General features: G+C 74.6%; 18 protein-coding genes. 8 read left to right on the forward strand and 10 right to left on the reverse strand.

Features of this window, described 5'->3' with window-relative positions; translation table 11 throughout:
* Positions 1–175: 175 nt before the first annotated feature.
* The 5 genes from BMW62_RS19040 (at position 176) to BMW62_RS19060 (ending at position 5,595) form a co-directional block, all read left to right on the forward strand.
* Positions 176–1,045 (forward strand): FAD binding domain-containing protein, encoded by an 870-nt coding sequence (locus BMW62_RS19040; protein WP_091934338.1) that lies wholly within the window; start codon positions 176–178, stop codon positions 1,043–1,045.
* Entirely contained in the window at positions 1,042–1,560 is a 519-nt protein-coding gene (locus BMW62_RS19045; RefSeq protein ID WP_091934341.1) for a (2Fe-2S)-binding protein, read from the forward strand. Before BMW62_RS19040 ends, BMW62_RS19045 begins: the two co-directional genes overlap by 4 nt.
* On the forward strand, positions 1,557–3,980 hold the full coding sequence (gene cutA / locus BMW62_RS19050) for an aerobic carbon-monoxide dehydrogenase large subunit (RefSeq protein ID WP_091934343.1): 2,424 nt from the start codon (positions 1,557–1,559) through the stop codon (positions 3,978–3,980). The genes BMW62_RS19045 and cutA overlap by 4 nt, the downstream gene beginning before the upstream one ends.
* Positions 3,977–4,660, forward strand: coding sequence for an SRPBCC family protein (locus BMW62_RS19055; RefSeq protein WP_091934346.1), 684 nt, complete (start codon positions 3,977–3,979; stop codon positions 4,658–4,660). Before cutA ends, BMW62_RS19055 begins: the two co-directional genes overlap by 4 nt.
* Before the next feature lie 245 nt (positions 4,661–4,905).
* Entirely contained in the window at positions 4,906–5,595 is a 690-nt protein-coding gene (locus BMW62_RS19060) for a GPR1/FUN34/YaaH family transporter (protein ID WP_139206311.1), read from the forward strand.
* 18 nt (positions 5,596–5,613) lie between these two features.
* Here the strand turns inward: BMW62_RS19060 and BMW62_RS19065 are convergent, their stop codons facing one another.
* Complete coding sequence (locus BMW62_RS19065) at positions 5,614–7,020, reverse strand: metallophosphoesterase (RefSeq protein ID WP_091934349.1); 1,407 nt, start codon at positions 7,018–7,020, stop codon at positions 5,614–5,616.
* 141 nt (positions 7,021–7,161) lie between these two features.
* On the opposite strand from BMW62_RS19065, the gene BMW62_RS19070 reads away from it, so the two are divergent.
* Positions 7,162–7,992 carry an SDR family oxidoreductase gene (locus tag BMW62_RS19070; protein ID WP_091934352.1) on the forward strand — a complete coding sequence of 277 codons (831 nt, stop codon included), beginning with the start codon at positions 7,162–7,164 and terminating at the stop codon, positions 7,990–7,992.
* A gap of 244 nt (positions 7,993–8,236) precedes the next feature.
* Here the strand turns inward: BMW62_RS19070 and BMW62_RS19075 are convergent, their stop codons facing one another.
* On the reverse strand, positions 8,237–8,632 hold the full coding sequence (locus BMW62_RS19075) for a PIN domain-containing protein (protein ID WP_091934355.1): 396 nt from the start codon (positions 8,630–8,632) through the stop codon (positions 8,237–8,239).
* Positions 8,629–8,898: a type II toxin-antitoxin system Phd/YefM family antitoxin gene (locus BMW62_RS19080; RefSeq protein WP_091934358.1), complete on the reverse strand. Its 270-nt coding sequence runs from the start codon at positions 8,896–8,898 to the stop codon at positions 8,629–8,631. The genes BMW62_RS19075 and BMW62_RS19080 overlap by 4 nt, the downstream gene beginning before the upstream one ends.
* Before the next feature lie 77 nt (positions 8,899–8,975).
* Here BMW62_RS19080 and BMW62_RS19085 point away from each other — a divergent pair, with 77 nt between their 5' ends.
* On the forward strand, positions 8,976–9,293 hold the full coding sequence (locus tag BMW62_RS19085; RefSeq protein WP_091934361.1) for a hypothetical protein: 318 nt from the start codon (positions 8,976–8,978) through the stop codon (positions 9,291–9,293).
* Positions 9,294–9,361: 68 nt separating this feature from the next.
* Here the strand turns inward: BMW62_RS19085 and BMW62_RS19090 are convergent, their stop codons facing one another.
* Positions 9,362–10,114, reverse strand: a complete 753-nt coding sequence (locus BMW62_RS19090) for a thioesterase family protein (protein ID WP_170852467.1) — start codon at positions 10,112–10,114, stop codon at positions 9,362–9,364.
* Complete coding sequence (locus BMW62_RS19095) at positions 10,111–11,535, reverse strand: MFS transporter (RefSeq protein ID WP_091934367.1); 1,425 nt, start codon at positions 11,533–11,535, stop codon at positions 10,111–10,113. Before BMW62_RS19095 ends, BMW62_RS19090 begins: the two co-directional genes overlap by 4 nt.
* Before the next feature lie 88 nt (positions 11,536–11,623).
* Between BMW62_RS19095 and BMW62_RS19100 the strand changes: the two genes are divergently transcribed.
* Positions 11,624–12,091 carry a winged helix-turn-helix transcriptional regulator gene (locus tag BMW62_RS19100; RefSeq protein ID WP_091934369.1) on the forward strand — a complete coding sequence of 156 codons (468 nt, stop codon included), beginning with the start codon at positions 11,624–11,626 and terminating at the stop codon, positions 12,089–12,091.
* Positions 12,092–12,195: 104 nt separating this feature from the next.
* Here the strand turns inward: BMW62_RS19100 and BMW62_RS19105 are convergent, their stop codons facing one another.
* From BMW62_RS19105 to BMW62_RS19125, 5 genes are all read right to left on the reverse strand, one after another.
* Complete coding sequence (locus BMW62_RS19105; protein ID WP_091934372.1) at positions 12,196–13,119, reverse strand: SDR family NAD(P)-dependent oxidoreductase; 924 nt, start codon at positions 13,117–13,119, stop codon at positions 12,196–12,198.
* 131 nt (positions 13,120–13,250) lie between these two features.
* Positions 13,251–13,805: a hypothetical protein gene (locus BMW62_RS19110; RefSeq protein WP_091934375.1), complete on the reverse strand. Its 555-nt coding sequence runs from the start codon at positions 13,803–13,805 to the stop codon at positions 13,251–13,253.
* Positions 13,805–14,938 carry a serine hydrolase domain-containing protein gene (locus BMW62_RS19115; protein ID WP_091934378.1) on the reverse strand — a complete coding sequence of 378 codons (1,134 nt, stop codon included), beginning with the start codon at positions 14,936–14,938 and terminating at the stop codon, positions 13,805–13,807. The genes BMW62_RS19110 and BMW62_RS19115 overlap by 1 nt, the downstream gene beginning before the upstream one ends.
* 578 nt (positions 14,939–15,516) lie before the next feature.
* Positions 15,517–16,140: a dihydrofolate reductase family protein gene (locus BMW62_RS19120; protein ID WP_091934380.1), complete on the reverse strand. Its 624-nt coding sequence runs from the start codon at positions 16,138–16,140 to the stop codon at positions 15,517–15,519.
* A 73-nt stretch (positions 16,141–16,213) separates the two neighbouring features.
* Positions 16,214–17,101: a GGDEF domain-containing protein gene (locus tag BMW62_RS19125; protein ID WP_244524161.1), complete on the reverse strand. Its 888-nt coding sequence runs from the start codon at positions 17,099–17,101 to the stop codon at positions 16,214–16,216.
* Positions 17,102–17,143 lie beyond the last annotated feature (42 nt).

A 17,143-nucleotide genomic window follows, 5' to 3' on the forward strand; every position in this document is an offset into this window, starting at 1 on the left:
CTCACCGTCCGGGCGCCGGGGGCGGCGTGCGTCCGCGGGCCGGTGGGGCTCGGCGCCGTCGTCCCCGTCCGCTGACGGAACTCGCAACGAAGTTTTAGCGCTGAGGTACTTTCGCCCACCCTCCCGCCGGTGACAGAGTGACGTCTCGCAGCGAGCACGGAGGTGACCGGAGCCGGTGAAGCCCGCCCCCTTCCGCTACGCCGATCCCAGCAGCCTGGGAGAGGCCCTGGCGGTCCTGTCCGACGAGGGCGCCAAGGTGCTCGCGGGTGGCCAGTCGCTGCTGCCCCTGCTGTCCATGCGCCTGGCGGCGCCGGCCACGCTGGTCGACATCAACCGGATCCCCGGCCTGGACGCCGTCGAGGTGACCGCCGACGGCGTGACGGTCGGGGCTCTGGTGCGGCACGACGCGCTGCTCCGCCACGAGGGAGCCTCCGCGGTGCAGCCGCTGCTGGCCCGGGCGACCGCGAACGTCGCCCACCCGGCGATCCGCAACCGCGGCACCACCGTGGGCTCGATCGCGCACGCCGACCCCTCGGGCGAGATGACCTCGGTGTTCGCGCTCACCGACGGCTCGGTCACCGTGGCGACGACGGCCGGCAGCGAGGTCGTCGGTTGGCGCGACTTCTTCGTCGGCCCGCTGGAGACCTCGATCCCCGCCGGCGCCGTCGTCACCGCCGCCACCTTCCCGGCCCTGCCCCCGCGCTCGGGCACCGCGTTCGCCGAGGTCGCCCGCCGCAAGGGCGACTACGCGGTCTGCGGCGCCGGCGTCGTCGTCACCCTGTCCGAGGACCGGCGGGTCGAGCGGGTGCTGGCCTCCTACGTCTCGGTGGGGCTGACCCCCGAGGTGCACGACCTGACCGAGGCCGTCGCCGGCTCGCCGGTGGAGAAGGCCGACTGGGCCGCCGCCGGGGCGCTCGCGCGCACGCTGGTCGACCCGGACACCGACATCCACGCCAGCGCCGACTACCGGCGCCTGCTGGTGGGGGTGCTGACCGAGCGGACGCTGGCGGACGCCGCCGCAGAGGCCGCTGGGAGGGCCGCATGACCAGCATCGACACCGAACGGACCATCACCGTCACCGTGAACGGTGTTCCACGTGAAGCCACGGTGCCGGTGCGCCGGCTGCTCTCCGACGCGCTGCGCCACGACCTGGGGCTGACCGGCACGCACGTCGGCTGCGAGCACGGCGTCTGCGGTGCCTGCACGGTGGTCGTGGACGGCGCCCCGGTGCGCTCGTGCCTGATGCTCGCCGTGCAGGTGGACGGCGCGGAGGTGCGCACCGTCGAGGGGCTGGCGCGCGAGGACCACCAGGGCGGGCAGGTGCTGCACCCGGTGCAGGAGGCCTTCCGCGAGTGCCACGCGCTGCAGTGCGGGTTCTGCACGCCGGGCTTCCTCATGACGATCGCGGCCGGGCTCGAGGCGCGGGACAACGCCGAGGAGCTCACCGAGGACGAGGTCGAGGACATGGTCGGCGGCAACCTCTGCCGGTGCACCGGCTACGCCAACATCAAGAAGGCCGTGCACCACGCGGCCGCCGCGATGAAGGACGCCGACGCATGACCACCAAGCTCTTCGGCGAACCGGTCCGCCGGCGCGAGGACCAGCGGCTGATCACCGGTAAGGGCCGCTACCTCGACGACATCGGGCACACCGCCCTGGCCGCCGCCTTCGTGCGCTCCCCGCACGCGCACGCCCGGATCGTCTCGATCGACGTGGACGAGGCGCTGGACGTCGAGGGCCTCGTCGCGATCTACACCTACGAGGACCTCACCGGCCCGATGGCCGAGCCGCTGCCGGTGCTCATCCCGCACCCGCAGCTGCACTCGCCGCGCACCGGGTTCCCGCTGGCCAACGGCGAGGTCAACCACGTCGGGGAGCCGGTGGTCATGGTGGTCGCCACCGACCGGTACGTCGCCGAGGACGTCTGCGACCGCATCGTCGTCACCTACGAGGAGCTCCCGGTCGTCGTCGGGGTGGACGCCGCACGCGCGGCGCAGCACGCGGTGCACGAGGAGATCCCGGACAACATCGCGGCCCGGCACCACCAGGAGACCGGCGACGTCGAGCCCGTGCTGGCCGCCTCCCCGCGGGCCCTGAGCTTTACCCAGTACATCGAGCGCAGCGCCTGCATGCCGATGGAGGGCAAGGGCGTGCACGCGAAGTGGGACGCCGACGACTCGTCGCTGCGGGTGTACACGAGCACCCAGGCGTCGACGTCGGTCCGCGCGGCGATCGCGGCGAAGCTGGACCTGAGCCTGGACAAGGTCGAGGTGATCGCGCCGGACGTCGGCGGCGGCTTCGGCGTGAAGATCGTGCACCCGTGGCCCGAGGAGCTGCTGGTGCCGATGGCGGCGATCGCGCTGGGCCGGGAGGTGAAGTGGGCCGAGGACCGGCGGGAGCACTTCATCGGCTCCGCGCACGAGCGCCAGCAGCGGCAGGAGATCACCGTCGGGTACGACGACGACGGCCGGATCACCGCCCTCGACGTGCACATCTGGCACGACAACGGCGCCTACACGCCCTACGGGATCATCGTGCCGATCGTGACGGCGACCCAGCTGGTGGGGCCGTACGCGATCCCGGTGTACCGCGTCATCGTCGAGTCGGTGTTCACCAACACCGTCATCGTGACCCCTTATCGCGGCGCCGGGCGGCCGCAGGGCTGCTACGCGATGGAGCGGACGATGGACCGCATCGCCGACGAGCTGGGCCTGGACCGGGCGCTGGTGCGCGAGCGGAACCTCATCCAGCCCGACCAGTTCCCCTACGACCACCACCTGACGTTCCAGGACGGCCGGCCGGTCATCTACGACTCGGGCGACTACCCGGGGCTGCTGGTCAAGCTCAAGGACCTCGTGGGCTGGGACGAGGCCTCGCGGCTGCGGTCCGACGCCGAGGCGCGCGGCAAGCTGCTCGGCGTCGGGATGGCGCTGTACGTGGAGGGCACCGGACCCGGGCCGTACGAGGGCGGGCACGTGCAGGTGCTCGGCAGCGGCAAGGTGCTGGTCTCGACCGGGCTGACCTCGCAGGGGCAGGGGCACGAGACGGCGTTCGCCCAGATCGTCGCCAGCGAGCTCGGGGTGCCGATCGAGGACGTCGAGGTGACCACCGGCGACACCCGCCGCTTCGGGTACGCCGTCGGCACGTTCGCCTCGCGGGCCGCGGTGATGAGCGGCAACGCGATCGCGCTGGCCGCCCGCGGGGTGCGCGAGAAGGCCCTGCGGATCGCCGCCGACGTCCTGGAGGCCGAGCCTGCGGACCTCGAGATCGACGAGGGCCTGGTGCAGGTGAAGGGCGTGCCGGGGACGTCGATCCCGCTGCGCACCGTGGCCGTGCTCTCGAACCCGCTGCGGTACGCCTTCGACGAGGCGGCGCGGCAGGCCACGCAGTTCGCCAAGCCCGGCGACGACGACAAGCCGCCGATCGCCGAGGGCGACGCGCCCGGGCTCGAGCACCGCGACTACTACTCGCCGATCCGGTCGACGTTCGCGTCGGGCGCGCACGCGGCGATCGTGGAGATCGACCCGGCCACGTGGGAGATCGACGTCGTCAAGTACGCGGTGGTGCACGACTGCGGCAACGTGGTGAACCCGATGATCGTCGAGGGCCAGGTGCACGGCGGCGTCGCGCAGGGCGTGGGCGGGGCGCTGTACGAGCGGATGGCCTACGACGCCGACGGGCAGCTGCAGAACGCCTCGTTCATGGACTTCCTGATGCCGTACGCCTCCGAGGTGCCCGACATCGACATCGACCACCAGCAGACCCCCTCGCCGCTGAACCCGCTGGGCATCAAGGGCGCCGGCGAGGCCGGCGTGATCCCGGGGACGGCGGCGCTGGCCTCGGCGATCGAGGACGCGGTGGGGCGGCGGATCGCGTCGATGCCGATCTCGCCGACCGAGCTGTACGACCTGGTGCGTTCCCCTGATTCGGAGATGACCGCGACGGCCGGGCGCCGGGCGGGGACTGGAGTGATGGCGTGAAGCTCGACGGCTCTGCGGTGCTGCACGGCGACCCCGAGAAGGTGTGGGCCGTGATCACCGACCCGACCGTGCTGGCGCGGACGATCCCCGGCTGCGAGTCGCTGGAGCAGGTCGGCGACGACGAGTACAAGATGAACGTCTCGGTCGGCGTCGGCGCGATCAAGGGGACCTACGCCGGCGAGGTGCGGCTGTCGGACCAGCAGCGGCCCTCCTCCTACGTGATGCACGCGTCGGGCGCCGGTGCGCCGGGCAATGCGCGGGCGACGGTGACGATCACCCTGGCCCCGTCCGAGGACGGCGCCACGAACCTCACCTACTCGGCGGACGCCGTCATCGGCGGGCCGGTCGCGGGTGTGGGCCAGCGGATGATCACCGGCGTGGCCAAGCGGATGGCCGGCCAGTTCTTCAAGGCCATCGACGCCGAGCTGACCGGCGCCGCGGTGCCGGCGGCCGTCGCGCCGTCCGCGGCCGCGGTGAGCTCGACGGCGGAGGCGGAGGCGGCCGGCAAGCACGCCGCCCCCGCTCCCGAGGGCGCGCCGCAGGTGTTCACCGGCCGCGCGGGCGTTTCCGCGGGAACGCCCGGCGATGCGCAGACCCTGGCGCTCGGCGCCGTGGGCGGCGCTTTGCTGACGCTGATCGGCATCCTGGTCGGCTACCGCATGGGCCGCCGCCGCGACTGAACGCGCCGGTATGCGCGGGTCGGTCGCCACCCGGTTCTGCCCGACCCGCGCGTGACCCACCGTAAGGAGTCCGGTCCGGGTGGTGACCCTCCGGTGGCGCGGCCTCCGGCGACCCGGCCGGGTCCGCCCGGCGCCCGTTCCCGCTCACGACGACCGGCTACCCCCCCCCCCCCCCCCCCCCCCCCCCCCCCCCCCCCCCCCCCCCCCCCCCCCCCCAGGGTGACACCGTCGAGCTTCCCGAGTTGATGACCAGCTCCGACGGATCGGTCCGTCCCGGCGCCGATCCGGTGCGGATCACGCTGCGCCCGCTCGGAAGCGCCGTGCCGCTGGGTTTCTTCGTCTTCGGCACCGGGATGGCCGTGCTCGGCGGCATCGGGCTCGGCTGGATCCCGATCCCGCAGGTGCCGCAGGCCGGCGTCCTCCTGCTGACCTTCGTGGCCCCGCTCGAGCTGATCGCCGCGGTCTTCGCGTTCCTCTCGCGCGACGGGCTCGCCGGCACCGGCCTCGGCGTCTTCGCCGGCTCGTGGGCCACCGTCGGCGTCCAGTACCTCGTCGGTCGGCCGGGCTCCACGAGCGTCGTCCTCGGCCTGTACCTGCTGACCTTCGCCGCTGTGGTCCTCCTGCTGGGGGTGATCGCGACCAACGGCCAGCTGCTGCTCGCCGTGATCCTCTTCGTCGCCGCGGTCCGGACGCTGCTCGCCGGCCTGTACGAACTGCCGGCTGCCACCGGGCTGCAGACAGCGGCGGGAACCCTCTCCCTCGCCATCACCGTGCTGGCGTTCTACGGCGCCGCCGCGCTGCTGCTCGAGGACACCGCGCACCGGACGGTCCTGCCGCTCGGCCGGCGGAACCAGGCCCGGACGGCGCTGGACCAGCCACTGGCCCAGCAGACCGAGCAGCTCGAGCAGGAGGCCGGCGTCCGCCGCAACCTGTGAGCCCGGACGCCGCCGGGGTCAGGACGCGGACACCACGAACGGCACCTCGACCACGCGGTTGTCCGGCCCCAGCGCCGTCATCGCCTCCGGCTCGCCGTCCGCCCCGAGCGCCGCGTACGGCGTGACGGTGAGCGTGTCGCCGCCCACGGCGGCCAGGAGCAGGTGCGACTGCGCGGCCCACGCCACCGTGTGCGCCGCCTCGAAATCCCGCGGCGCCTCCTCGCGCAGCTGCCCGCCCGCGCCGGAGAGGAAGTAGTCGATCCCGTCGGCGCGGGAGACCTGGAAGTTGTGCTCGTGCCCGGCGAACACCGCCCGCACCCCGGAGCGGCGGAACAACGGCACGAGCTTGTCGACCATCGACGCGGTGTTGGGGTGGTGGGGTCCGGCGCAGTAGGTCGGGTGGTGGGAGAACGGGAACCGCCAGGTCGGGCCCCCGGCATCGTCGGCCGGGAACGCACGGTCGAGGAAGCCCTGGTGCTCCGGGCTCTCGAAGAAGTGCCGGTTGGGCAGCGAGTCGGCCAGCGACGTGTCCAGGCACACGAATTCGACGTCGGCGCCGAACCGGAAGCGGTAGAACATCCCCGGCTCCACCGAGGCCCGTTCCCCCGCCGCGGCCGGGGTGAAGCGAAGGTCGGTGAAGAAGTTGTCGCGCACCTCCTCGCGGTCGTCTGCGGTCTCGCTGTCGCTGGTGTCGTGATTGCCGACCGCCGGGTAGAAGGGCACCCGCGCCAGGGCGTAGCGGTAGGGCTGGTAGAAGCTCGAGTACCAGTCGTCGTCGTGCCCGCCGCTCTCACCGTCCACCCGGTCGACCTGCCCCTGGTAGACGTTGTCGCCGGTGCCCACCACCAGCCGGACGCCGGACCGGTCCACGAGCCGCTCGAGCACCCGGGCGACCCGCCGCTGCCGGCGGGCGCTCTCGGAGTCGACGACGATCCCGACGCCGTAGTCGCCCAGGACCACGAAATCCAGGGATACCCGCGCATCCGGTGCCGGGTGGGTGCGGAAGCGCAGGTCGTAGGACCGTCCGCCCGGCCGCAGGTCCAGCCCGCCGCGCGGCACCGGTCCCCAGTCCCACCGCTCGCCGGCGGCCCACGGCCGGCCGTCCACGGTGATCCGGTAGCGGTAGCCGGTGTCCGGCCGCAGCCCCTCGACCCAGGTGTGGTTGGCCGTGTCCGTCCGCGCCGCGGCGACGACGTCGCCGGAGTCGTCGAGCACCTCGACCAGCGCCGCACCGTAGGGGGCCGAGCGCGCACCGATGCTGTCGATCCGGCCTGGATCGACCTCGTCGAGCAGCTCGTCCTCCACCACCCGCCAGCGCCCCGCAGGCGCGTCGCGTCGGAACCAGAAGCCACCCCAGGCGACGAGAGCTCGCTCGGGGCCGACGTCGACGAGGTGGACGAAGGACTCGAATCGGGTCTCCGGCATGGACGGGCGCCTACCCGCAACCGCCGCTGGTCCACCACGGTCCGTCGTGCGGCCGAGCCGAGCCGGGCGCGCTCGTTGCGGGAACAGGACGGGGAACGCACGCGCTGACGAGCCCGGACGCCCGACGAAGGAGACCCCAGCATGGCCAAGACCTGGTTCATCACCGGCGCATCCCGCGGCTTCGGCCGCGAGTGGTCGATCGCCGCCCTCGAGCGCGGTGACACCGTCGCCGCCACCGCCCGGGACACCGCGAGCCTCGACGACCTGGTGCAGCGGTTCGGCGACCGGGTGCTGCCGATCCGGCTCGACGTCGACGACCGCGAGGCCGTGTTCGCCGCGGTCGCGCAGACGCACGACCGGTTCGGCGGGCTCGACGTCGTCGTCAACAACGCCGGCTACGGCCAGTTCGGCATGGTCGAGGAGATCAGCGAGGCCGAGGCCCGCGCCCAGTTCGACACCAACGTCTTCGGCGCCCTGTTCGTCACCCAGGCCGCGCTGCCCTACCTGCGCGCCCAGGGTTCGGGCCACATCCTGCAGGTGAGCAGCATCGGCGGGATCAGCGCGTTCCCGAACATCGGCATCTACAACGCCTCGAAGTGGGCGCTGGAGGGGTTCAGCCAGTCCCTGGCCGCGGAGGTGGCCGACTTCGGCATCAAGGTGACGATCATCGAGCCCGGCGCCTACTCCACCGACTGGGGCGGCACCTCGGCGAAGCACGCCACCCCCGACCCGGCCTACGACGCCTTCCGCGAGAAGGCCGCCGAGCAGCGCAAGGCCCGCGCCGGCAACCCCGGCGACCCGCTCGCCACCCGCGAGGCGGTGCTGCAACTGATCGATGCGAAGAACCCGCCGCTGCGGGTCTTCTTCGGCGACGGGCCGCTGGCTATCGCCACCCGCGACTACGAGTCCCGGCTGGCCGAGTGGCGTGCCTGGGAGCCGCTCTCCGTCGCCGCCCACGGCAACAAGCCCTGACGCAGCAGGGTCCCTCCCGCACAAGCGAGGGCGAGCGGGGCGGCGACGGGCCGAAGGCGCACGAGACGTCCTCGATGGGAACGGACCACTGGGGCCGGGTCTGCGATCAGCTGCGGGCGAGCAGTGGTCCGCAGGGGGCGAGGTCAGCGCGGTGGCAGCCAGCCGAGCCAGGCCCAGGCGACGACGGGCAGGATCACCCGCGTGCTCCGCAGCAGCGCCGCCGCTGCGGTAGGGAGATGAGCGGTCAGGCTCCCGGTTGCGACACGTCCAGTCCGGCCGCGGCGGCCGCCTCCAGGAGGCGGGCGTCGTAGGCGACGAAGGTCTCCAGGTCGGGATCGAGCGCCAGCGCGCTGGCCAGGTGCAGCGCATCGAGGCTGCGTAGCGACGGCTCCGGGAGCTCGGCCGCCGCGGTCAGGACGTGGTCATCCAGAGGCACGAGATCCAGCACCGCCAGGACGGCACGCCCCTGCTCCCCCAGCCGCGGGTCGATGCGCCGGCACGAGCGGAGCACCTCGACCGGCGCCAGCGCGCTGCTCACGAGTGGCACGTCAGGGCGATCGGTCAGCCAGGCGGCCAGCGCGGCGCTGTGCTCTTCGGCACGGACCAGCTTCAGGATGGCCGACGAATCGAGGTAGATCACCCGCGGTCCGCGCGGAGCTCGTCCAGCACATCGGTGGCGGACGGCCCCTCGACGACGAGCGGCGCCGGCAACCGACGCGGAGCGGCGGCCGGCCGCAGCTTCCCCGCGGCGATCAGCCGGTCGCGCGCCGCATCCCCCTGGTGCGGAGGCACCAGCCGGGCGACGAGCGCGCCCCGCTCGGTGATCTCGACGGTCTCTCCTGCCTTGACCCGCGCCAGATACTTGCTCGCGTTCTGCCGGAGCTCGCGCACGCCGATCCGCAGCATGCCGAGCAGAGTAGCACTGGACGTGCTACTAGCCGGTCTGCTGGACGGCGGCTGACCGCGGGCACCATGCTGGCCGGGTGCCGGAGGACGAGCTCGACCGCCTGCGGGCCGACGTCGTCGAGCCGGTGGCCCGCAGCGTCCTGCGCGACGACGAGTTCGAGTCCGCCGAGCTGTGGCGGGAGGACGGCGTGGCCCCGGACGAGATCTGGGTGCGCGTCGTCGCCCGCGGCGAGATGTTCCGCGACCTGCTGAGCAGCCCGTCGTGGGAGGGGTTCGAGCGGGCCGGACCGGGGGCCCTGGCCGCGCGCCTCGCCGACCACCTCGAGGACTGGGTCTGCGAGACCCGCTTCGCCTGGGGAGAGCGCCGCAGGGCCGATCCGACCGCCCGCCGCTGATCCGGGCGGCTGTGCGGAAACCGGGGTCACGGGGCGGTGGGTGACCCCGGCGAGCGCACACCCGTGACTCAGCCGGCCGGGAGCCGCCGGGTCTGCCGGCCGCGGGCGACCAGCGAGCCGTCCTCCGCCCGCAGCTCGACGTCGTCGATCGCGACGTCGTCGTCGCACCAGACGGTCCGCTGGTCCACCCGCACCCACGCCCCGGTCGCCGGCACCGGCCCGGTCAGGTGGGCGGTCAGCTCCACCGTCGGCATCGCCGCCGGGGCGGTGCGGACGGCGAACAGCGACGGCGGCAGCGCGTCCAGCAGCACGCCGAGCTGCACGAGCGGCGCCAGCTCCCCGCCGCGGATGCGCACCCAGGCGTGCAGCCGCGGCTCGCTGCCCCCGGCCAGCGGGCGTGACGCGCCGAGCGCCCGGATCTCGGTGTGCTCGGCGACCGGCACGTACTCGCGCGGCAGCTCGAAGGGGATGCCGTCGGCCACCCGCGGCTGCTCCGCCGGCGCCCCGTGCTCGATCCCCGCGGACGCCGGACGGGCGAGCGTGAGCACCTGGGCCACCGCGCGCAGCTCGCCGCCCTGCCGCAGCTCGCTGCGCACGCTGCCGGTGCGGCCGGTCCGGTCGGCGGCGGCCGTCACCTCCGCCTCGACGTCGGCGGCCACCCCGCCGAGCAGGTGCGCGGTCACGGCGCGCGGCGGCGCCCCGGCCAGCGCGGCGGCGGCGTCGAGCAGGTGGCCGACGACCAGCCCGCCCTGCGTCGCGGTGAACGAGCGCCAGGTCGGGTCGAACGAGAGCCGGCGTCCGGCGGTGGTCGTGGCGGTCACGGGGCTTCCTCTCGGGGGGCGGGGCGGAGATCGGGGTGCTGGGCGCGGCCGATGGCCAGCGCGAGCGCACTGGCCCCGGCGGCGAGGACGACGACGAGCAGCCAGCCCCGGTCGGCCCCGGGCAGCTCCCCGCCGCTGCGGGCGACGGCGGCCAGCAGCAGCGCGACGCCGAGGGTCGCGCCGAGCTGCCGGGACGCCCCGAACGTGGCGGTCCCGGTGGCCAGCGCACCCGGGGGCAGCGCGGAGGACGCCGCCGCCGACAGGTTGGTGAGCGTGAGCCCCACGCCGAGACCGGTGAGCAGCTGGCCGGGCAGGAAGGCGGTGAGGTAGTCGGCGTCCGCGCCGACCTGGGTGAGCCACCACAGCCCGCCCAGCGCGAACAGCGCCGTCCCGGCCGCGGCCACCACCCCGCAGCCGACCCGCGCGCCGAGCCGGCCGGCCGGCACGGCGGCGAGCGCGGCCAGCAGCGGCCCGGGCACCAGCGCGAAGCCGGCCTCGACCGCCGTGTAGCCCCAGCCGCCGGTCAGCCACAGCACGTTTCCCAGCAGCATCGCGGCGAACGCGGCCATGAACGCGGCGATGGACGGGCAGGCCAGCGCGAACGCCCGGGCGCGGAACAGCGGCAGGGGCAGCACCGGCACGAGCCCTGCCGGCGCCCGCGCCGCCCGGACGACGACGAGCACGCCCGCGACCACGGCCGCGGCGAAGGAGGCGACGACGACCGCGTCGCCCCAGCCCCGCTCGGGCGCGTCGACCAGCGCGTAGGCCAGCGCGCCGACGGCCAGCACGAGGAGGGCGGTGCCGACGACGTCGGGGCGGCGGGTCTCGGTCTCGTCCCACGACTCGGGCAGCACCCGCAGGCCCACCACCAGCGCCGCGACGACGACCGGCAGGTTGACCAGGAACACCCACCGCCACGACGCCTCGACCAGCAGCCCGCCGATCGGCGGCCCCAGCGCGGCGGCGACCCCGCCCACCGCCGACCAGACCGCGATCGCCTGCGCCCGCCGGGCCGGCGGGAAGGTGTGCAGCAGCAGCGCCAGCGACGTCGCCGTCACCAGGGCGGCACCCACGGACTGCACGACGCGGAAGGCGACCAGGCTGCCGACGTCCCAGGCCAGCGCGCAGCCCAGCGACCCGGCGCCGAAGGCCGCGAGCCCGGTGAGGAAGACCCGCCGCCGGCCGATGCGGTCGGCGACCCGGCCGGCCGGCGCGAGCAGCGCGGCGAAGCCGATCGTGTAGCCGTTGAGGACCCAGGACAGCGCCGTCGTCGAGGCGTCGAGCGACCGGCTCAGCGCCGGGAACGCCACGTTGACGATGAACAGGTCGAGGCTGGCCAGGAACACCGCCGCCGACACCACGAGGAGCACCAGCCCCGGCCGGGTCGCCCTCGCCGCCTGCGGTTCCGCCGTCGTGCTCATGGGCACCCCTGCACCGTCGATGGTTCGGTTTCCGAACCAGATGGGTCGGGACGTTACACGAGTCGGTTCGATATGCGAACCTGTAGGCATGACGACGCGACTGGACGCGCTCCCGGGCCGGCGCTGCTCGATCGCGGGCGCGCTCGACGTCGTCGGCGACCGGTGGGCGCTGCTGATCGTCCGCGAGGTGTCGCTGGGCGCGCACCGGTTCAGCGAGATCCTCCGCGGCACCGGTGCTCCCCGGGAACGGCTGGCCGCCCGGCTCGCCGCACTCGTCGACGCCGGCGTGCTGGAGCGGCGCGAGTACAGCCGCACCCCGCCGCGCGCCGACTACCACCTGACGCGGGCCGGCACCGACCTGCTGCCGGTGCTGCAGGCGCTCATGCAGTGGGGCGACCGCCACGTCGCCGACTCACCGCCGGTGGAGCTGCACCACCACGGGCACCGCATCGCCGCCTCCTGGGTGTGCGACGTCTGCGGGGAACGGGTCGGGCGGGGCACCGAGCGGCACGTGCCCGGCGGCAGCGAGCCCGGGCACGGCCCGCTCCCCCGCTGAGCCCGGGCGACCCGACTTCCGGGAAACCGGGCCCCGTCGGCCCCACCGGGCCCCTACTTCCCGGAAGTCGGGGCGCGGGCACGCGGGTCAGGCGGGCACGCGGGTCAGGCGGGCGGCACCTCCAGCGGGACGCCGGTCTCCCGCGCCGACACCTCCCACAGGACGTCGATCTGCTCCTGCAGGGCCCACCGGCGCAGGATCGGCCGGCGCACCGCTGGTCCGTTGGAGCCGAACCGGGGCGCGTAGAGCTCCCCACCCCCGGCCCGCGGGTCGGTCGCCGCCCGCAGCTGCGGCCGGGCGCCCTCGAACGGCGTCATCCCCGACCGCGCCGTCAGCGCCTCGAAGAACGCCCCCACCCACCCGGCGCCGCCCTCCCGCACCGACCGCGCCTGCAGGTCGGTGTTCGACAGCCCGGGGTGCGCGACCAGCGAGGCCGCGGACACCCCGGCCCGCGCGAACCGCTGCTGCAGCCCCAGGGCGAAGTGGAGGTTGGCCATCTTGGCCCGGGCGTAGGAGGCCCACGCCCCGTAGCCGCGCCGCAGGTGCGGGTCGGCCGGGTCCAGCCGCCGGGCGCGGTGGCGCGCCGTGCTCGTCACCGTCACCACCCGGGCCGACGGCGCATGGAGGAGGGCGGGGAGCAGGTGCGCGGTGAGCGCCCAGTGCCCGAGGTGGTTCACCCCGAGCTGCAGCTCGAAGCCGTCGACGGTGGTGCACTGCGGCATCGCCATCACCCCGGCGTTGTTCACCAGCAGGTCGACCCGCTCGTGCCCGGCCAGCACCGCGCCCGCCGCGGCCCGCACTGCCGCGAGATCGCCCAGGTCGAGCGGCACGACCTCCAGCGACGCCGCCGGGTACCGCTCGGCGATCCGGGCGACCGCGGCCGTCGTCTTCTGCGGGTCCCGCGCGGCCAGGACGACGTGCGCACCCGCACCGGCCAGCGCGAGCGACGTCTGCAGGCCGAGGCCGCCGTTGGCACCGGTCACCACCGCGGTGCGCCCGGCGAGGTCGGGGATGTCCTTCTCGGCCAAGCCATGGGCGGATCGTGCCGGGCGGATGCGCCACGCGTCACGGCCGCCCCCCACCGACGATGTGCGCCGGCCGCCGGGTGCTGGACGCCGGGCCCTCACTGTCAGCGCGCATGCTCGAAGGGGGTGACGGGTCAGGGCAGGCGGCCGGTGGCCTTGAGCTCCACCGCCGTCAGCACCTCCCAGCGGACCGCCGAGCTGCCCGGCCGGATCAGCCGCCAGTAGCGGTCGAACCGGCGGCGGGTGACCTCGTCGGTCGACGTGATGCGGGTCTCCGAGCTCAGGTCCGTGCCGCCGCCGCGCGCGGTCAACCGGAAGTCGATCGCCGCCTTGACCCAGCCGCGCTGGGTGAACCGGCGGAAGGCCGGCGCATCCAACGCCGGGCCGTCGTCGCCGCCGTCCAGGCGCCAGGCCTGCAGCGGACCGCCGAAGACCACCGACGACGGCCCCTCGGCGCCCAGCAGCGGCACCGGCAGCGCGTCCAGGAACGGCCGGTCGTGCAGCTGCCCGAGGCCGCGGCCGGAGAGCACCACCGGCAGGAACCGGGCCGCGCCCAGCACCAGCGTCACCGGCAGCTGGGAGAGACGGACCGCGTGCAGCGCGTCCCAGACGGCCTCGGGCCCGGCCGCGATCCAGCGCGTCTGCCGGGTGACGTGCTCCGGCCGCGGCAGGACGTCGTCGAGGTCCATCAGGCCAGCGCGTCGTACACGGCCCGCACGTAGGCCTCGCTGCGCGGCGAGCCGATCAGCCCGCCGCCCATCCGGTTCATCATGTAGGTGATCGTCAGCCGCCGGTCGAGGTCCACCACCGCCAGCGAGCCGCCCCAGCCGCCCCAGAAGAAGGTCCGGCCCTCGGGCACGTAGGGCACCGTCGGGGAGCCGAGGCAGAAGCCCGTCCCCCAGCGGAACGGCGCGCCCAGCACCAGGTCCACGCCGTCGGCCTGCACGTCGAGCACCTTCTCCACGGTGGCGGGCTGCAGCAGCCGCACCCCGCCGGCCTCGCCGCCCAGCGACAGCGTGCGCAGCACCCGCATGACGCCGCGGGCGTTGGAGTGGCCGTTGAGCGCACCGAGGTCGGCGGCCCGCCACTCCGGGCTGTTGGCGGCCTTCGCCGAGGCCAGCGGGCCGGTGAAGGTCTTCACCGCCACCGATTCCGGGTCGAGCGTGCGCGGGTCGACGTCCGGGCGCGGCGGGGGCACCACCGGCGCGATCCGCGACACCTCCGACTCCCGCGCCCCGATCTGGAAGTCCGCGCCCAGCGGGTCGGCGATCCGGTCGGCCACGAACTTCTTGAACGTCGTGTTGGTGATCCGCCGGATCACCTCGCCGACCAGGTGCCCCTGGTTGTTGGCGTGGTAGCCCGACGCCGTCCCCGGCTCCCACCAGGGGCGCTGCTGGGCGAGCCGCTCGGTGGCCAAGTGCCAGTCGTACATGTCGCGGATGGAGAAGGGCTGCTCCCAGCCCGAGACGCCGGAGGTGTGTGACAGCAGCTGCCGCACCCGCACGTCCTTCTTGCCCTTCGCGCAGAACTCCGGCCAGTAGTCGCCCACCGGGGCGTCGAGGTCCAGCTCGCCGCGGTCGACGAGCATGAGGGCGGCCAGCGCCAGCACGCACTTCGTCGTCGACCAGACGTTGACGATCGTGTGCTCCGACCACGGGAGGGTGCGCGCCTCGTCGCGGTGACCGCCCCAGAGGTCGACGACGGTCTCGCCGTCGAGGTCCACGGCGACCGATGCGCCGAGCTCCTCGCCGTCCAGCTGCTGCGCCAGCGCCTCGCGCACCCCCGCGAACCGCTCGTCGCACCTGCCGTGGACCTCCGCCATGGGACCTCCTCGCTCGCCCGCGACCTCGTCGTCGCGTCCGGAACCGATCATGGACACACTCCCCGGCCCGGCCGTGCTGCGCCACCGAAGACCTCGCGACGGCGGCGCCGGGGCCGGGGATCCCCTCGGGAGGTTCTGCCCCTGGTCCGCACGGGGAGCAGAGGCGGAGCGTCGTCCGGGGCGCCCCGCCGGGAGCGCCGTGCCGCACGTGACGCTCCGGGGAGCAGGCCTGGTCCCCGCCGGGCCCGTCGGCAGGGCGCTTCCTCGACGACCGGGACGACTGGTGGGATGCGCCGGACCTGGGAGCGTGCTCCGCGCAACTGCTGCGCCGGCTCGACGCGGAGCTGATCGAGCTGCGCGACGATGCCCGGGACGAGGCAGGCAACTCGCCGGTGCCGGGGCCGGCCCTGCTGTCGCACGACACAGCGCGTGCCCTGCTGGCCGACCCAGAGCGGTGGTACGAGGAGCGGACGGGCGGCTGCACCCTCGTCCACGCCACCGAGCTCGGGCGGAGCACCCGGCGGTCCGCTGGCCCTGAGGTGGGCGGCGGCGGGTTCCACGTGGAACCCGCTGCCGGCTCACCCCGGGAGCGTCAGGTCCCCGGTCTCCAGCTCGCCCACCCGCCGGTAGGCCGCCATCACGGCTCCGGTCGACGTCACCTCCGACGAGGTCAGCCGCCACGAGCGCGGCGCCGCGTCGTCGGCGAACAGGCGCTTGCCCGCGCCGACCACGACCGGGAAGGTGATCAGCCGCAGCTCGTCGACCAGGTCCTCGCGCAGCAGCGTGTGCACCAGCCCGGCCGAGCCGTGCACCTGCAGCTCGCCGCCGTCCCGCTGCGTCAGCTCCCGCACCGCCGAGGGCACGTCACCCTCGAGCAGCCGCGCGGTATCCCACTCCAGCGGCGCGGTGAGCGTCCGCGACGCCACGTGCTTGGTCAACGTGTTCAGCGCCGTGCCGACCGGGTCGCCCTCCGTCGGGGCCTTCGGCCAGTGCGCGGCGAAGATCTCGTAGGTGCCGCGGCCCAGGAGGAAGTCCTCGGCGGGGGCGAACCACCGCTCCATCTGGGCGCCCATGGCCTCGTCGAAGAACGGCACCAGCCAGCCGCCGTGGCGGAAGCCGCCCGAGGTGTCCTCCTGCGGGCCGCCGGGGGCCTGCACGACCCCGTCGAGGGTCAGGAACGTGGTGACGACGATCGGGCGCACGGTGTCCTCCTTGCGTGGGGCGGGACGGTCTCCGGGTAGACGACCGCCGGCCCCGGAACTCATCGCCGCCGGGTCAGGGCAGCCGCCGCGCCCGCCGCCGCTCCGTGCTCTTCGCCCCGTACATGGCGCGGTCCGCGCGGGCGATGACGTCGTCCGACGGCTCCCCGGGGCGCCCGATGGTCGCCCCGACGCTCACCCCGATCGACAGCGGCGCGTCGGGCCCCGGGAAGGGCATGCCCAGCCGGGCGACGACGCGCTGCGACAGGTCGGCCAGCGCCGCCTCGCTGGCCACGGAGCAGAGGATCACGAACTCGTCGCCACCGAAGCGCGCCACGAGGTGCTCGGGGCCGGCGACCTCCACCAGCCGGGTGGCCGCCTCGGCGAGCAGGCGGTCGCCCACGCCGTGCCCGTACTGGTCGTTGACCCGCTTGAACTCGTCGAGGTCGCAGAAGAGCAGCCCGCAACCGGTCGTGCTCAACCGCAGCCCCAGCTCGTCGAACAGGGCCCCGCGGTTGGCCACGCCCGTGAGCGGATCGGTGCGGGTCTTCTCGTGCAGCCGTGCCTCCCGGGCCCGCTCCTCCGTCACGTCGAGGCCCACGCAGGCGATCGCCCAGGGCTGCCCGTCGTCGTCCCGCAGGACGGTGTTGCGCATGGTGATCCGCCGGAAGCCACCGTGCGCGTCGACCCAGTCGGCCTCCAACGGGTAGGCCTTGCCGCTCCGGATCGCCAGCTGCACGGCCTCCTCGGCGTAGGGCACGTCGCCGGGGATCACCCACACCTCGACGAACCGCCGGCCGAGCAGCGCGTCGCGGTCGAGCCCGGTGAAGCGCTGCAGGGCGAGGTTGGCGAGCACGATCCGGCCCTCGGCGTCGATGATGCACAGCAGCGCGTCCACCGCCTGCACGAAGGCGCACGCCAGGTGGGTGTCCGGCAGGCCGGGGCCCGCGACCCTCCACGGCACGGCGCCCTCCTGCGCAGGCATCCCGCGCTCACCCCCGCTGCT

The organism is Blastococcus sp. DSM 46786 (genome assembly GCF_900109665.1).
GTDB classification, from domain to species: domain Bacteria; phylum Actinomycetota; class Actinomycetes; order Mycobacteriales; family Geodermatophilaceae; genus Blastococcus; species Blastococcus carthaginiensis.

Excerpts from the sequence above, each read along its gene's own strand:
- BMW62_RS19045 (WP_091934341.1), top strand. The coding sequence starts at position 1,042 with ATGACCAGCATCGACACCGAACGGACCATCACCGTCACCGTGAACGGT.
- cutA (WP_091934343.1), top strand. The coding sequence starts at position 1,557 with ATGACCACCAAGCTCTTCGGCGAACCGGTCCGCCGGCGCGAGGACCAG.
- BMW62_RS19060 (WP_139206311.1), top strand. The coding sequence starts at position 4,906 with ATGACCAGCTCCGACGGATCGGTCCGTCCCGGCGCCGATCCGGTGCGG.
- BMW62_RS19065 (WP_091934349.1), bottom strand. The coding sequence starts at position 7,020 with ATGCCGGAGACCCGATTCGAGTCCTTCGTCCACCTCGTCGACGTCGGC.
- BMW62_RS19070 (WP_091934352.1), top strand. The coding sequence starts at position 7,162 with ATGGCCAAGACCTGGTTCATCACCGGCGCATCCCGCGGCTTCGGCCGC.
- BMW62_RS19080 (WP_091934358.1), bottom strand. The coding sequence starts at position 8,898 with ATGCTGCGGATCGGCGTGCGCGAGCTCCGGCAGAACGCGAGCAAGTAT.
- BMW62_RS19095 (WP_091934367.1), bottom strand. The coding sequence starts at position 11,535 with ATGAGCACGACGGCGGAACCGCAGGCGGCGAGGGCGACCCGGCCGGGG.
- BMW62_RS19100 (WP_091934369.1), top strand. The coding sequence starts at position 11,624 with ATGACGACGCGACTGGACGCGCTCCCGGGCCGGCGCTGCTCGATCGCG.
- BMW62_RS19110 (WP_091934375.1), bottom strand. The coding sequence starts at position 13,805 with ATGGACCTCGACGACGTCCTGCCGCGGCCGGAGCACGTCACCCGGCAG.
- BMW62_RS19115 (WP_091934378.1), bottom strand. The coding sequence starts at position 14,938 with ATGGCGGAGGTCCACGGCAGGTGCGACGAGCGGTTCGCGGGGGTGCGC.